Source organism: Campylobacter troglodytis (assembly GCF_006864425.1).
Lineage (GTDB): Bacteria > Campylobacterota > Campylobacteria > Campylobacterales > Campylobacteraceae > Campylobacter_D > Campylobacter_D troglodytis.
The window spans coordinates 1-14,804 of sequence record NZ_QHLI01000017.1 but is presented as its reverse complement, the minus strand read 5'-3'; the positions used below and the strand labels follow the sequence as shown (position 1 = coordinate 14,804).

Annotated in this window: 11 protein-coding genes and 1 pseudogene; 10 read left to right on the top strand and 2 right to left on the bottom strand. The window is 35.6% G+C overall.

Annotated elements, in window-relative coordinates:
• The 3 genes from DMC01_RS05030 (at position 1) to rnhA (ending at position 6,642) form a co-directional block, all read left to right on the top strand.
• A complete protein-coding gene (locus tag DMC01_RS05030) occupies positions 1–5,088 on the top strand; it encodes a S6 family peptidase (RefSeq protein ID WP_142693193.1) in 5,088 nt (1,695 codons plus the stop codon).
• A 136-nt stretch (positions 5,089–5,224) separates the two neighbouring features.
• Positions 5,225–6,199 carry a tetratricopeptide repeat protein gene (locus DMC01_RS05025; protein ID WP_142693192.1) on the top strand — a complete coding sequence of 325 codons (975 nt, stop codon included), beginning with the start codon at positions 5,225–5,227 and terminating at the stop codon, positions 6,197–6,199.
• A gap of 8 nt (positions 6,200–6,207) precedes the next feature.
• Positions 6,208–6,642 (top strand): ribonuclease HI, encoded by a 435-nt coding sequence (gene rnhA, locus DMC01_RS05020; RefSeq protein ID WP_142693191.1) that lies wholly within the window; start codon positions 6,208–6,210, stop codon positions 6,640–6,642.
• A gap of 215 nt (positions 6,643–6,857) precedes the next feature.
• Here the strand turns inward: rnhA and DMC01_RS15845 are convergent, their stop codons facing one another.
• Both DMC01_RS15845 and DMC01_RS05015 read right to left on the bottom strand, forming a co-directional pair.
• Positions 6,858–6,983: a hypothetical protein gene (locus DMC01_RS15845; protein ID WP_282432254.1), complete on the bottom strand. Its 126-nt coding sequence runs from the start codon at positions 6,981–6,983 to the stop codon at positions 6,858–6,860.
• A 95-nt stretch (positions 6,984–7,078) separates the two neighbouring features.
• Positions 7,079–7,411: a hypothetical protein gene (locus DMC01_RS05015; RefSeq protein WP_142693190.1), complete on the bottom strand. Its 333-nt coding sequence runs from the start codon at positions 7,409–7,411 to the stop codon at positions 7,079–7,081.
• A gap of 553 nt (positions 7,412–7,964) precedes the next feature.
• On the opposite strand from DMC01_RS05015, the gene petA reads away from it, so the two are divergent.
• The 7 genes and pseudogenes from petA (at position 7,965) to DMC01_RS04980 (ending at position 14,447) form a co-directional block, all read left to right on the top strand.
• On the top strand, positions 7,965–8,468 hold the full coding sequence (gene petA / locus DMC01_RS05010) for a ubiquinol-cytochrome c reductase iron-sulfur subunit (protein WP_142693189.1): 504 nt from the start codon (positions 7,965–7,967) through the stop codon (positions 8,466–8,468).
• Between the two features lies 1 nt (position 8,469).
• On the top strand, positions 8,470–9,720 hold the full coding sequence (locus tag DMC01_RS05005) for a cytochrome b (protein ID WP_142693188.1): 1,251 nt from the start codon (positions 8,470–8,472) through the stop codon (positions 9,718–9,720).
• Positions 9,717–10,892: a c-type cytochrome gene (locus DMC01_RS05000; protein WP_142693187.1), complete on the top strand. Its 1,176-nt coding sequence runs from the start codon at positions 9,717–9,719 to the stop codon at positions 10,890–10,892. The genes DMC01_RS05005 and DMC01_RS05000 overlap by 4 nt, the downstream gene beginning before the upstream one ends.
• A 147-nt stretch (positions 10,893–11,039) precedes the next feature.
• Positions 11,040–11,849: a 30S ribosomal protein S2 gene (gene rpsB / locus DMC01_RS04995; RefSeq protein ID WP_142693186.1), complete on the top strand. Its 810-nt coding sequence runs from the start codon at positions 11,040–11,042 to the stop codon at positions 11,847–11,849.
• Positions 11,842–12,918: a translation elongation factor Ts gene (gene tsf / locus DMC01_RS04990; RefSeq protein WP_142693185.1), complete on the top strand. Its 1,077-nt coding sequence runs from the start codon at positions 11,842–11,844 to the stop codon at positions 12,916–12,918. Before rpsB ends, tsf begins: the two co-directional genes overlap by 8 nt.
• On the top strand, positions 12,915–13,556 hold the full coding sequence (locus DMC01_RS04985; protein WP_142693184.1) for an ABC transporter ATP-binding protein: 642 nt from the start codon (positions 12,915–12,917) through the stop codon (positions 13,554–13,556). Before tsf ends, DMC01_RS04985 begins: the two co-directional genes overlap by 4 nt.
• 117 nt (positions 13,557–13,673) lie before the next feature.
• A pseudogene (locus tag DMC01_RS04980) lies at positions 13,674–14,447 on the top strand (IS1595 family transposase).
• Positions 14,448–14,804: the final 357 nt, after the last annotated feature.

The window sequence follows — 14,804 nt, the reverse complement described above, 5'->3', positions numbered from 1 at the left end:
GTGATTAAAAAGAGTTTGATATTTTTTGCTTTTGTTTTAAGCTTAGAGGCTCAAAGCATTGATCTAAGCAAGTTTTATTATAGAGACTACTTGGACTTTGGGCAAGGAAGGGGTGCTTTTAACGGAGAAAATTCAAGCCTAAATGAAATAAATTCAAAGATTGCTTTAAATACTAACTTAAATATAAACTCAACTGTGAATTCAAATTCAAGCACAAAGTCAAATTTAAACAGTATAACACTCACAGGAAAAAACGGTTTAGCTTTAAAGATCCCAACCGTGCCAAATTTCGCTACTTCAAGTAATTACGGCTCGCTAAGTTCAGTAGGAAGGGGCTTTGTAGTAAGTGCAAATCATGTAACTAGTCCTGAGAGCATAGCTGCTTTGAGAAAATTTGGACTAAGTAGCTATGAGATAGCCAAAGAAGAGCTAATTTATGATAACAAAATAACTGTGGACATACAAAGCATTTCAAGCCCCTATGGCTTTGATACAAAGTTTATGCGTTTTGATAAGTATATCATCGAAGGTAGCGTGGATCTTTTAGATCTTGAAAACACCACAAAGGAAAGTAAAGACAAAGAAAGTGAAAATTTAACAAATTTTAAAACGTCCCTACAAGGCCTTAAAGATAGGGATGGAAATATTTATTTGTATCAAGCAGGATCAGGGGATCTTAGCTTTTTTGGCACAAGTAGGCCTCAGGGTAGAATTTACGCAAAGGATAACGGACAAATGCGAGGTGGGGGCTTTGGCATACTTGAAACTGAGGCTATAAATTATGGTGATGGGGTAAATTGCTATGAAGATTGCACGAGAGGCATTTCTTTTAATTACAAGCCTAATGCGAATTTTAGAAACATCATAACTCAAGGAGATAGCGGAAGTGGGATCTATGCCTATGATAGCAAAAACTCAAAATGGCTTTTGCTTGGGGTAAGCTCTCAAACCTTCGTGCAGCTTGGCTTGGATGAGGGGAAGGTGTCTTTTGTTTCAAAAAAAGAACTTGATGAGTATAAGAGTAAATTTGAGCAAAAAATTGAGCTTAAACAAGGCACAAATACCCTGGCTAATAATTCTTTAAAATCAAAGGATAATCAAACAACTTACACCCTAGAAAAAAGCAAGGATCTAGTTTTTAGCGGTGGAGGCGATGTAGAAGTAGGAGCAAATATCTATTTAAATACTAGCAAGGGCTATGCTGGAGGTCTTGTATTTAGGGCAAATAACAGTGCTAATAATCCAACAATGTATAAATTCACAAATCAAGCAGGACAAACGCATATTTTCAAAGGCTCAGGGCTTGATCTAGAAGAAAATGTCAAGCTTGAATGGCATTTAAGAAATGAAAAAAACGACAGCTTGCATAAGATTGGCAAAGGCACACTCATAATAAAGACGAGCTACACTCCAAACGCAAATGAAAATTTGGGCTATCTTAAGGTGGGCGAGGGCAAGGTAGAATTTGACACAGATAAAAAGGCTTATGAGGGGATTTATATCACAAGTGGGCGAGGTGAGATTGAGTTAAAAGAGGGTAAGGCTGAGGCTATAGGGGCTGTGAGAAATTCAGCATTGCCAACAAGAGCTTTTAAAAATAGCCCCTTGATAGATTCTACTAGCTTAGTTTCAAATACTATAAATTCAAATGCCATAAAAAGCTTAAATAAAACAAGCTTAATAAGATCAAGTCTAAGCACTGCAAATTCAAGCTCAGAGGCTATAAATTTAAAGGCTATGAATTTAAGCACAACTTCAACAAACTCTTTGAATTTAAAATCAGCAACTTCTTTAAATTCAAATTCCTACACCCTCGCTCAAAATTCAGCAAACTCAATGGGCTTTTATTTTGGCACAGGCGGGGGCAAGCTTAATCTAGGAGGAAATAGCCTAAGATTAAACACAGTTGCTGCAAATGATAGCAAGGCCTTTATCACAAATTTAGGCTCACTTGCAAGTTTGGAAATTGAGGGCTTTGGCTATGATAAAAATAATAACAAAACAAATACAAAAACAAATACCATAATCCACGCAAGTCTTGCAAATGGGACGAATTTTAACGCAAATTCAAGCACAAATTCATCAAATTTAAATCTTGTTTACAAAGACAGCAAAGCCCACAATGCAAGCCTTATTTTTGATGGACACATAGATATAAAGGGAATTTTGAGTGCTTCAAATTCAAACATAGTCTTGCAAGGACACCCCACTACTCACGCCATCATAAATGATACTAACATTGTTGATAAGATAAAAAATGCAGAAGGTGGCACGGTGAAGGCTATGTCAAGCTATATGGATTTAAGTCGCCCATCTAGCTTAGATCAATCTGACTGGGACAAGCGCTATTTTGGCATCGCTGGTGGGATACATTTAAATAATGCAAATTTAACCGTTGGTAAGCAGGCTATCTTAAATGCCAACATTACAGCAGATCAAAACTCAAAGATTAGTTTTGGAGGAGTACATTTTATAGACAGCAAGGATGGTTATAATGTGGGAGGAAGTGGGTTTTATTATAATCAAGTCGTTGAAAGTGGCAACTTAGAAAATGAAAACTACGAGGATAGCCTTTATATAGGCACTATCAAGGCAAATGGGGCTAGCATCACTTCAAATTTTGCAAATTTTGCTCCAAATTTAGAGCTTTCAAATAAGGCTAGCTTGGTGGCTAAAAATCTTAGTATAAATTCGGCAAATACATTGAATTTTAAAAGCGGTTCTAGTGCAAGGGTTGATAATTTAATCCTTCAAGGCTTTGTAAATAGCAATTTAGGAGGAAAATTCACAGTTGATAGTAGCTCAAATTTTAGCATAGAAAAAAGTCTAAGCTTTGATAAATCAAGCTTTGATTTGGACAGTTTTTACAATTCAGCCTTCAAACTGCCTCAAAATTATGATTTATATGCTCTTAATGGCTCAAAGATTAAAGCAAAAGATTTTATCAACTCAAAGCAAGATGCCAAGGTTATGCTAAATCATTCAAGCCTTGATGCTAATAATTTAAGCTTTGCAAAAAAAGCAGATCTTAGCCTAGCCAACAGTGCTTCGCTTAATCTCAAAGAAAGCTTAAAGGCTTCAAGCTTAGAGCTAAGCCTTTTAAATTCAAGCAGCTTAAACGCAAACTCCATTTACAGTGAAGAAGGCACAATAAATTTAAATAATAAAGCCACTCTAACGCTCACAAAGGCATTGACAAGCAAGAATTTAAATCTAAATCTTTTAAATCAAAGCTCCTTTAAGGCACAAACTGTTAGCGTTGAGGGGGACTTAAACATAAGAGGGGATGAAGGCTCAATCCTTAATTTAGAAAGCTTGAATTTAAAGAACTCAGTAGCAAGCATAGAAAATATCAAAGCCAAGATCAACACAGTTAATCTCACACAAAGCATATTTTCAAAACTAGATACAGTCTTATTTGAAAGGCTAAATTTAAATCAAAGTGCTGTGAATTTAGGATCTTTAAATGATAAGGGCTTAAAAAGCATTGATTTAAAGGCTAATTCACAGTTATATTTAAACGAGCTGAATTTAAACGAAAGCCTTATAAAGATCACAAGCGACACAAATTCGCACACAGTTATTAAAAAACTAAGTTATGATCTTTTAAGGGCACAAAACATAGCACAAGCCCCACAAAGTAATTTCATAATAAGCGAGAATTTAGAGCTTAAAAACATAGGGCAGAATTTAGGGACAAATTCACAAGAAGATCAAAAAAAGGATCTACTAAGCCTTGAATTTAGCAAGGATTTAGAATTATCAAGTGGCACAAGGCTTGATCTTAGCTTTTCTGATAAGCTTTCAAAAGATAAGCTAATTTTTAATCAATACTACACAGTTTTTACAGCCCAAAATCTAAAATATAGCGATCTTAGTATAAATTTCAAAGATTTTAATGGCAAAAATTTAGAAGAAAATGAGTTTTTTATAAGAGGAAGACTGAATGAGAATGCCTTTTTTGTCGAGTTTTTGCGTCAAAATCCTAGATCTGTAACCCAGTTAAGTAGCCACATAGATCCTGCTTATAAGGCCTTGCTTGAGATCTTTTTTGCAAACAATCCCTTTGCTACTAGCATAAACACAGCACTTATCACTAGCTCTTATGTTTCATTACAAGAAGATCTTAAAAGGCTAGATAATAATTTTAAGGATCTAGCAACAAGCAGCCAAACAATGCTAAATATGGCACCCCTTCTTCAAAGACAAGAATTAAGTTCTAGGATGCAAGAGCTTCGTCTTAGCCCTGCAAGATATGTGCTAAATGAAAACCTTAAAAATCCCTTGCAAAGAAGCGATATAATCTCAACTGTGGCTATCTTTGATAAGATAGAACAAGCAAATAGGGTATACAGTAGCGTTGGGGCTGGTTTATTTACCACAAAGGATGGGAATTTAAATGTTAAAAATTTAAGCCTAGGCTATGATAAGAGGATCTTTGATAATTTTTTGCTTGGAATTTCAATGGGAACAAGTGAGTTAAGAGGCACAAAAAATCTTCAGCAAAATCCTAAAATTTATAATCTTAGTGCGTATTCTAATGCCTTTTTTGAAGATAGTGAGCTTCAAAATGAGCTTGGCTTTTCTATCTTTAATGATAAAAAGCAAATAGAAGAGGCACAGTTTAAGGCTAAGGGATACGGCTCGTTTTTAAAAAGCTTGTATAAATTTGAGCTAGGCATTTTGTCTGAGAATTTAAAGGGCATAGCGCTTGTAAATGTAAATTACAATGCCCAAGATGCCATAAATTCAACAAGCTATATACAAAAGGCTTATAAGGATCTAAGCTTCGATCTTGGGCTTGGAGCAGATCTTAGCTTTGAGCTAGAAGAGGGGTATTATTCTACTTCTTTTTTGGCTGTAAATGATCTTTATCATAGCGAGGATGAGGTGAAATTAAGCTTAAAGGGGGCAAATAATTTTATAGCCTACAAGATACAAGAGCGAGGTTTTAGCTATCAAATGCACATAAATGCTATGCATAATCTTAGCAAAAAGCTCTTTTTCAAAGCAGATCTAAGCGGCTTTTTAAAGCCTAGTTCTTATAAGGGGGTAAGGGCGAATTTGTATCTTGGGTATAAATACTAGTTTTTAAGTAAAGAATAGCAAGGTTTTTTCAAAAAATTTTAATATTTATTAAAAGATGCTTTTAAAGCCTCTTTAAAATGCCCTTAGTGCCTAAAAAATTCAGCTATAATAGCAAGATCTTTTACAAAGTGAGAATATGGACTTTTTTTTCGTTGAGTATAGGGATCCTATTTTTTCCATTGTCATACTTGTTAGCCTTGTTTTTATGGTGGCTTTAGGGCATTATGTGTGGAAAATGTTTTCTATCAATAAACAAGATAAAAACATACAAAGTTTTGTGCAAAAATTTGAGATCTCAAATGAGCACAAAGAACTACTCCGCCAAAGTGCTCTCAGCCTTTCAAATTTGCATTTTTTAGTTAGTGTTTTTACAAAAGGTGGTGAATTTGAAAGGGCTATACAAATTTGTCTAATAGCCCTTGAAAAGAGCAAGGATAAAAACGAGCACGAATTAATTTTTTATGATTTAGCCCAGCTTTATTTTAAGGCTGGCTTTTTGGCAAAAAGCAAGGAGGTGCTTTTAAATAGCCTAAAAATTAGACCCCGCAATGAAAAGGCTTTGAAGCTGCTTAAAATAGTATATTTAAGGCTTAAAGACTATGACGGTGTGCTTGAGGTTTTAGACTGTCTTTTTGAACTTGGTGTTGAGGTGGGCTTTGAAAAAGAATTTATTAGGCTTTTGGGATATAAAAATTCAAATTTAAGCTTAGATGAAAAAACCAAGCTTTTCAAAGAAGCTCAAATAAGTGCTAAAAATAGCCTTGCAAAGAGATTTTTGTTTGAGAATGAAAAAATCTTTTTGCACTGTGAATTTAGTCAAATTATAGATCTGCTTTATAAGAACAAAGAACTTATTTTTTTGGATGATGAGGAGTATTTTGAGCTTTTTTGTGCTATGAAGCTTGTTTCTAAGAGGGAAAATTATAATTTTAAAAACAAGAAACTAAAAATGCTTGACATTTTAAATGAGAGTGATCTTAGAGTGGGGCTTGAATTTTCTTATTCTTGTAGCAACTGCAAGGTGCAAATGCCTATGTTTTTTTACCACTGTCCTCTTTGTTATGAGTTTGGAAGCTCTAAGATCTCATATGAAATTCAGATACTTGATTAGGAACTTATATGAAAAAGATTGAAATTTATACAGACGGTGCTTGCCTTGATAATCCTGGCTTTGGAGGCTGGGCCTTCATACTTCGCTACAAAGAACACGAAAAAATAGGAAGCGGTGCTTGGGCAAATACCACCAACAATCAAATGGAGCTAAAAGCCATCATAGAGGCACTAAAAGCCTTGAAAGAACCTTGCGAGGTCGCACTTTACACAGATTCAAATTTAATGGTCCAAAGCATAAATGAGTGGCTTGAAAACTGGATAAAAAAGGATTTTAAGGGCAGAAAAAATGTATCCTTGTGGAGAGAATATGTGCTTGTAGCAAAGCCCCATAAGATCACAGCCTTTTGGATCAAAGCCCACAAAGGACATGAATTTAACGAAAGATGCGATCACTTAGCAAAAAAGGCTGCCTTGGAGCTTAAAAACTCTACTAGAACTTAAAAGATATTTACAATTTGCTTATTTTAAAAGCATTTTAAAGACGCTTTGTTTTAAGAATCAATTAAACTTAACAGAATTTTTTATTATCAATTTTAATAAATTTTGATGGGAATTTTGTTCTAAAATTTTCGTCTTAATTAAGTTTTTTTAAATGAAGGACAAAATTTTCTCTTTTAGCCTTTAAATTTAGGAAGTTTAAATTTCGCAAACTTCTACTACGCAGTTGCGAGTGCATAGCACGAAGCAAAAAAATTCACAATTTCGTTTATGTGGCTTCGTACCTTTGCAAACTCGTTTTTAGAATGTTTTACTCTATAATGTGTATTCGCTCCTTCTTGCAAAGGGACGAGCAAAGCGAAGTAAAAAATCCATCAAGGTGCCGTAGGCTTTGAAGTTTTCTTTTAAATTTCACATTCGTTAAGCTTTGCAAAGTCCTTTATAATCTGTAATAGCTCTTTGGCAAAGCAGTATTCGATGACCTGTGTATAAACGCCAACCTAGCGTTTAGCATTCCTTCTCCCAGAACTACAAGAGGCTTAACGAAATAAAAACACAGATGTTTTATTGTTAGCACTACGCCCCCTTTTCCACACACTCCTTTTGTTTTAAAATAACTTTCACCCTCTTCGATTTCACCACTCATTTTAGAAAACTTTTCACATTCTTCAAGGGTTAAAATGCAAATTTCTTTGAAGATTTTACACAAACTTTGATGACGAATTTGACAAAGCCCAGCGTTTTTAGCCTCTAAATCAAGGATTTCTTGCAAAGCAAGAGGCATGAGAGGCGAGGTAAAAAAACTTTAAAATTTCCCTTACATTTGGCGAAATTCGGAAACGAAGCTTTGTTTTTTATAGGAGTTAATTTAAAAGCCCTTTGGTTTAAGTTTAATTGAGTCTTATCTTAAAAGCACTTTACCTTAAATACGCTTTCAACTTATTTTAAAGCTTTTTTAAACTTCCAAAATATGAGATTTTAGATTTAAATTTACACTCTTTAAACAGTATTTTGCAATAAAATCTTAAGACTTTTATACTGTTTATTTACAGTTAGAATTTATTTACAAGTATGCTTAAAGCCTTGAATTTAAACTGTGAATTTAAGGAATTTTGCAACAATTAAGGCTTATTTTTACAAAAATAAAGCCACAAGAAGATCTAATCAAAGATAGTTTTTATCTTAAAATGAGGAAGAATTTTTTCTAAATTTAAACATTTTATCGAAAATGAGGTTTTGTTGAAATAATTTTTTATAAATAAAGAAAAAATTTATTTAATTTTTGTTACACTATAATTTTATAAAAACTTTTTGAAAGGAAAACAATGGCTACAAACGAGGGCAGACGAAGCTTTATAGGCTTTGCGTTTGGGACTGTGGCTGCTGTGGGTGGGGCATTTTCTCTACTTGCTATGAAAAAGACCTGGGATCCTCTTCCTAGTGTTAGAGCAGCAGGCTTTACCACAGTGGATTTATCTAGTATGCAAGAAGGAGAGCTTAGGACCATAGAATGGCGTAAAAAGCCCATCTTCATACTAAAAAAGAGCGAGGCTATGGCTAAGGATCCAAAAAGAGAGGTGCTTATAGAAAATGCCTCATATGCTGTGATGATAGGACTTTGCACACATTTAGGCTGTATACCTTCTTATATAGCAAGCGAGGGGCTTTTTAAATGCGCCTGTCATGGAGGGGAGTTTGATCTGAATGGCAAGAATGTCTTCGGTCCTCCACCAGCCCCGCTTGCAATACCACCTTTTAAGATAGAGGGAAACAAACTCGTCCTTGGCGAGGAGGGACCTGAGTATCAACAAATGATAGCGGAGGCATAAGATGGCACAGGTTAGAAAGGCAACAGGGATTATTGATTGGCTAGATCAAAGACTAGCCGTAAAAAAGCTCATTAATGTGCTTATGGTTGAGTATTGGATACCAAAGCAAATTAACTTTCTTTGGGCTATGGGCGTTATTTTAACAGTTCTATTTACCATACTGTTTGTAACAGGTTTGCTTTTGGTTATGTATTATAAACCAGATACAGCCTTGGCCTTTGATAGTGTGAATAAAACCATTATGCAAGAGGTTGAGTATGGGTGGCTGTGGAGGCATTTGCACGGAGTGGCTGCTTCTATTATCTTTTTAATCATATATATTCATATGCTAACAGGCATTTACTATGGCTCTTATAAAAGAGGGCGAGAGATGATCTGGCTTAGCGGTATGCTTTTGTTTGTGGTCTTTTCAGCAGAGGCATTTAGTGGATATATGCTTCCTTGGGGACAGATGAGTTACTGGGCTGCTCAGGTTATTACAAATCTTTTTGGAGGCATACCTTTCATAGGTGAGGCCTTGGTGGTTTGGATTAGGGGTGATTATGCGGTAAGCGATCCCACGCTCACTCGCTTTTTTATGCTTCATGTTTGTTTGCTTCCCATAGTTATCATTATGATTATAGCTTTTCACTTTTATGCACTTCGCATCCCCCATGTAAATAACGAAATAGCAGAGGAGCTTGACTTTGAGATAGAAGCACAAAAGTATAAAAGCGGAGATGTAAAAGGCTCAAAGGTTATTCCATTTTGGCCTGCGTTTTTAGCAAAAGACTTTATGTATATCTGTCTTTTTATGATCTTCTTTTTCTATTTAGTGTGTTTTAAATTTAATTTTGCTATGGATCCTATTAATTTTGATCCAGCAGATGCCTTAAAAACACCGGCGCATATTTATCCTGAGTGGTATTTCTTGTGGAGTTATGAGGTTTTGCGTGGATTCTTCTTTGATGTGGGTAGCATTAAGGCATTTGATATAGGCTTAGCTGCCTTTGGTATAGCTCAGGTGATATTTTTCTTGCTTCCCTGGCTTGATAGAAGCGATGTGGTAAAGCCAGCACATCATAGACCGCTCTTTTTTTGGTGGTTTTGGATTCTACTTGTAGATCTTATAGTTTTAACAGTTTATGGCAAGTTGCCTCCAACTGGCATTAATGCCTGGGTGGGCTTTTATTCATCCATAGTGTTTTTATTGCTCTTGCTTGTTGCACTACCTGTAATTACTAATATGGAAAGAAAAAAGGAGAGCAAATGAGAGAGTTTAAGATCTTTTTTGTGGTGCTGATATTTACAGCACTTGTTTATTGGGGTGTTGAGCCTTATGCACATTCTGTTATGCACCCTCATGTTGCACCTGCAAATTTTGACTTTGCAAAAGAGGATATAAGCTTTGCTAAAAGTCTGGTAGATCAAAGGCAAAATGAGCTTAATCAAGCTCAAATAGAACTTGATAAGATTAAAAAATCAAATAACGAAGAAGCCATAAAATCAGCAGAGGCTAAGCTACAAGGTGCATCTGAGGCACTTGAAAAGGCTCAAAAATACCTAGGCACAAATGAATGGCTTTGGGAAAGGGTGGATAATATAGACCTAGCCAAGGGCGATGCCAATAGAGGCTCTGAGTTTTTCCAAACAAACTGTTCTGCTTGTCATAGCCTTAAAATAGCAGGGCTTGAAAGTGCCATTCCTGATTCCTCAGCTTATGGGGTTATGCCGCCTGATCTCAGTGCTTCTGGTCTGCTTTATGATGAGAAGTTCTTTGCGGCTTTGATTATGTATCCTTCTTTGGCTTTAAAGGTAGATCATAAATTTGGAGATGCCTTTATAATGACAGCTTATAATGAAGAAATGAGCGGAGAGGAAAGAGAGGTTGTTAGTCAAAATGTAGCCGATGTCATAGCCTATCTCAAAGAAGTTGGAAAGGACTATGAAAAGGGAGTTGATGAGGGCATTAGAGCTGAGCTTAATGATAAATATGCCAAGATGGAAGATCTAAGCGAGGCTCAAAGGGAAAAATTCATAGAAAAGGATTTTGTCTTTGCTAAAAATAAGCATAATTTCGTAGAAGCTTGTGGTCGCTGTCATAATATGAGATATGATGATTTTAAAGCTTTGTCTGATATGAATGATCTTAAGGGCTATTTAGGCTCTGTGCCACCTGATCTTTCTATAATGATCCGATCAAGAAGCACAGAATACCTTAATAACTTCATCAACAACACTCAAAAAGTGCTTCCAGGAACCGCTATGCCAAGGGTTGGTTTAACCCAAGAAGCTCAAACAAGCGTAATTGCTTATATGGAACAAGTTGGAGATAGCAAGAAAGAAGAAAGACAAAGCCTTGGAGTTTATATTATGATCTTCTTTGTTATCTTAAGCGTCTTTGCGATTTTGTGGAAAAGAAAGGTTTGGTCTGAGCTTCACTAAAAATTTATTCTTAGATCTTTTTAGATCTAAGAATAAAATAATCTTAACTTTGCTATAATTCATTTTTTAAAATTCACACACGTCAATCCTTCTTAGCTTAGTAAAACAAGGGACGTGGAGGAAAAAGCTAAACTATAAGGAGAAAAAATGGTAACAATGAGAGATTTGCTCGAATGCGGAGTGCATTTTGGGCATCAAACAAGAAGGTGGAATCCCAAGATGAAAAAATTCATCTTTGGCGAAAGAAAGGGCATTTATGTCATAGACCTTCAAAAAACACTTCGCTACTTCCGCTATACTTATAATATAGTCCGAGATTTAGCAGCAGAGGGCAAAACAGTACTCTTTGTAGGTACTAAAAAACAAGCAAGCCTAGCCATAAAAGAATATGCTGAAAAATGTGGTATGCCCTATGTTAATCACCGTTGGCTTGGTGGTATGATGACAAATTTTGGCACCATAAAACAGTCTATTCGTAAGCTTGAAATCATAGAAAAGATGGAAGAGGATGGCTCTGTTAATCTCTTAACAAAAAAAGAAGCCTTGATGCTTACTAGAAAAAAGGAAAAACTGCTTGATTATCTAGGAGGGGTTCGCTATCTTAAAACCCAACCAGATCTGCTTTTTGTCATAGACACAGTGAAAGAAAAAATAGCAGTACAAGAAGCAAATCGCTTGAAAATTCCTGTCGTTGCTCCCCTTGATACAAACTGCGATCCTGATCTCATTACTTATCCAATTCCTGGCAATGATGATGCTATTCGTTCTGTGCAGTTATTTTGTCAAGAAATGGCAAATGCCATAAATGAGGGCAAGAATTTAAGAGAACAAGATGCAGACCTAGCACCAAGCGAAGAAGCCCCAGCAAGCGAGGAGGAAAAGCAAGAGCTCTTAGAAGAGGCTTTAAGCGAGGAGTTTAACGAGGAATACTTTAAAGAGGAAAAAGACAATGGCTGAGATAAGTGCACAAATGGTAAAGGAGCTTAGAGAAAGCACAGGAGCTGGTATGCTTGATTGCAAAAATGCTTTGATAGAATGCGAAGGAGATTTTCAAAAGGCTGTGCAGCATCTAAGAGAAAAGGGGCTTGGAAAGGCTGCAAAAAAGGCAGATAGGCTTGCAGCTGAGGGGCTAGTTAGCGTTAAGGTGGATGAGGATTATAAATTAGCCACACTGACTGAGATAAATTCAGAAACAGACTTTGTAGCCAAAAACGAACAGTTTATTACCCTAGCAAAAGACACCACAGCTCACATTCAAAGCAAGAAATTCACAACAACAGAGGAGCTTAAAACTAGCGTAATCAACGGAGTAAGCTTTGAGGAGTATTTAAATTCACAAATTGCAACCATAGGCGAGAATTTAGTAGTAAGAAGATTTGTTACTCTTAAAGCTGGCTTAAATGGAGTGGTAAATGGCTACATACACACAAATGGAAGAGTTGGTGTAATCATAGCTGCTACGGCTTCTAACGAGCAAGTAGCTCAAAAAATTCTGCCCTTTTTAAAGCAAGTTTGTATGCATATAGCTGCTATGAAGCCTAGCTATTTATCTTATAAGAATTTAGATGATGAGTTTATAAAAAGTGAATACAAAGCCCTTGTAGCTGAGCTTGAAAAGGAGAATGAAGAAAGAAGAAGGCTTAAAGATCCAAACAAGCCAGAGCATAAAATTCCAAAATTTGCTAGTCGCAAAGAACTAACAGAGGACATTTTAAAACAAGCAGAGGATGAGATAAAGGCTGAGTTAAAGACTCAAAAAAAGCCAGAGCAAATTTGGGATAAGATAATTGTAGGCAAATTAAATAGCTTCATAGCTGAAAATTCACAACTTGACAGTAAGCTTACTCTTTTAGGGCAGTTTTTTGTTATGGATGATAAAAAAACTGTCGAGCAAGTCATTGCTGAAAAGCAAAAAGAATTTGGAGCTAGCTTTGAGATCATAGAATTTGTTCGCTTTGAGGTTGGAGAAGGACTTGAAAAAAAGAGCGAGGACTTTGCAGCAGAAGTGGCTGCACAAATGAAATGACTCTTTTAAAAGCACAGAATTTAAGCCACAGCTTTGATTATGTGCTTTTTCAAAACTTAAATTTAGAGCTGTTTGAAAAAGACTGCATAGCCATCCAAGGCAGTAGCGGTTGCGGTAAATCTACACTCTTGCACATCTTATCAAGCCTTTTAAGACCCAAATTTGGTAAGATCTTTTTTCAAAATTATGATTTATATGAATTAAACGAAAACGAAAGACTTCACATAAGAAGGTATTTCTTTGGCATTATCTTTCAAATGCACTATCTTTTTAAAGGCTTTTCGGCACTTGAAAATATCGAACTAGCCACTGTTTTAAGCAAGGCTGAGCTTGATAATTCCTTGCTTGAAAGGCTTGGAATCTATGAACTTTTGGGTACAAAGATTGGAAAATTAAGCGGAGGGCAGCAGCAAAGGGTTAGCATAGCCCGTGTGCTTTGCAAGAAGCCAAAGATCATCTTTGCAGATGAGGCAACAGGAAATTTAGACTCTGATAATGCAAAAAATGTCATCAACATCCTTAAAAGCTATGTCAAAGAAAACTCTGCTGCCTTGCTCTTTGTAACCCACGACAACACCCTAGCTTCAATGTGCGATACAATTTATAAAATAGATAAAAATGGCTTAATCAAGGTTTAAAGCCTTTAAATTTAGCCTTTTGGGATGTGAATTTTAAATAAAATCACGCAAATAACAAGCTTTTATTAAAATTTTAGGCGATTGATACTTTTAGCTGATATAATTACGGCTGAAAGCTTGGTAAAATCGATGTTAAACAAGTATATATTTTTGCCCTACATTTCTGAGTGGAAATTTTAGCAATTTTAGAGTGCTTTTGTGCTGACATTTGCGTAAGCAAAATCGCTGATTTATGCAAGGTTTTTCGCCCTTGCGTGAATAGGATAGTGCAACAAATAAGGCTTTTAATCGCAAAAGAATGCGAAAAAATCAGCAAAACGAAGTTTCTTTAGAAAATGAGCGGTGAGATTGAAATTGATGAAAGTTATTTCGGTGCAAAAAGGGTGCGTGGCAAGCGTGGGCGTGGGGCTAGAAAAAGACACCTATATTTTTACTTCGTTAAGCCTCTTGTCCCTTTGCGAGAAGTAATGCTAAAACGCAATCGCACGAGTTTATATATTCAAACACTTGCTATGCCAAAGAGCTACTGCCGATTATAAAGGACTTTGCGGAGCTTAAAGAAAGTGAAATTTACAGCGATGGATTAAAATCCTACGGTGCTTTGATAGATTTTTTGCTTCGTTTCGTCTTGCAACTGCGTAGTAGAAGGAGCAAATGCACATTATAGGGTCAAACACGCCAAATTCGAGTTTGCAAAGGGACGAAGCCACATAAACAAAATTGTGAATTTCTTGGGTTTTGCGAAGGTTAGTTTAGGTCAGTTTCACGGCAAAGGAATTTTTCTACCTTCATTTGAAGGAAACTGAATTTAGATCTAATGTCAAGGTTAAAAACGAAACTTTGTATAAAATTTTGTTAAAATGGCTTAGGAAAAATCCTAGCTCATTTTAGCTAAAAGTATCAATCGCCAAAATTTCAAGCTCAGATTGAGGCTTTTGCAATGTTTGAGTTAGCTTGAATTTCTTTGTTTATTGAATTTAAATTACTTAGTCTTCAACTTGGACTTTTTGATTTGTCTAGTGGGAATGCTTGAATTTTTATAATTTCCTTAAATTTTATATACTTAGACTTTTAGAAACTTAGAACAGAGGCTTTAATGTGCTTATTTAACTTGCTTGAAAATTTAAAGCTTTGAATTTTTGGGTTAAATTAAACTTAAACCAAAGGATTTTTAAGTTGACGCCTATGAAAAACAAAAAATCCGTTTCCGAATTTAGCTAAATGTAAGGGAAATTTTAAAATATTTGT

Excerpts from the sequence above, each read along its gene's own strand:
- DMC01_RS05025 (WP_142693192.1), top strand. The coding sequence starts at position 5,225 with ATGGACTTTTTTTTCGTTGAGTATAGGGATCCTATTTTTTCCATTGTC.
- rnhA (WP_142693191.1), top strand. The coding sequence starts at position 6,208 with ATGAAAAAGATTGAAATTTATACAGACGGTGCTTGCCTTGATAATCCT.
- petA (WP_142693189.1), top strand. The coding sequence starts at position 7,965 with ATGGCTACAAACGAGGGCAGACGAAGCTTTATAGGCTTTGCGTTTGGG.
- DMC01_RS05005 (WP_142693188.1), top strand. The coding sequence starts at position 8,470 with ATGGCACAGGTTAGAAAGGCAACAGGGATTATTGATTGGCTAGATCAA.
- DMC01_RS05000 (WP_142693187.1), top strand. The coding sequence starts at position 9,717 with ATGAGAGAGTTTAAGATCTTTTTTGTGGTGCTGATATTTACAGCACTT.
- rpsB (WP_142693186.1), top strand. The coding sequence starts at position 11,040 with ATGGTAACAATGAGAGATTTGCTCGAATGCGGAGTGCATTTTGGGCAT.
- tsf (WP_142693185.1), top strand. The coding sequence starts at position 11,842 with ATGGCTGAGATAAGTGCACAAATGGTAAAGGAGCTTAGAGAAAGCACA.
- DMC01_RS04985 (WP_142693184.1), top strand. The coding sequence starts at position 12,915 with ATGACTCTTTTAAAAGCACAGAATTTAAGCCACAGCTTTGATTATGTG.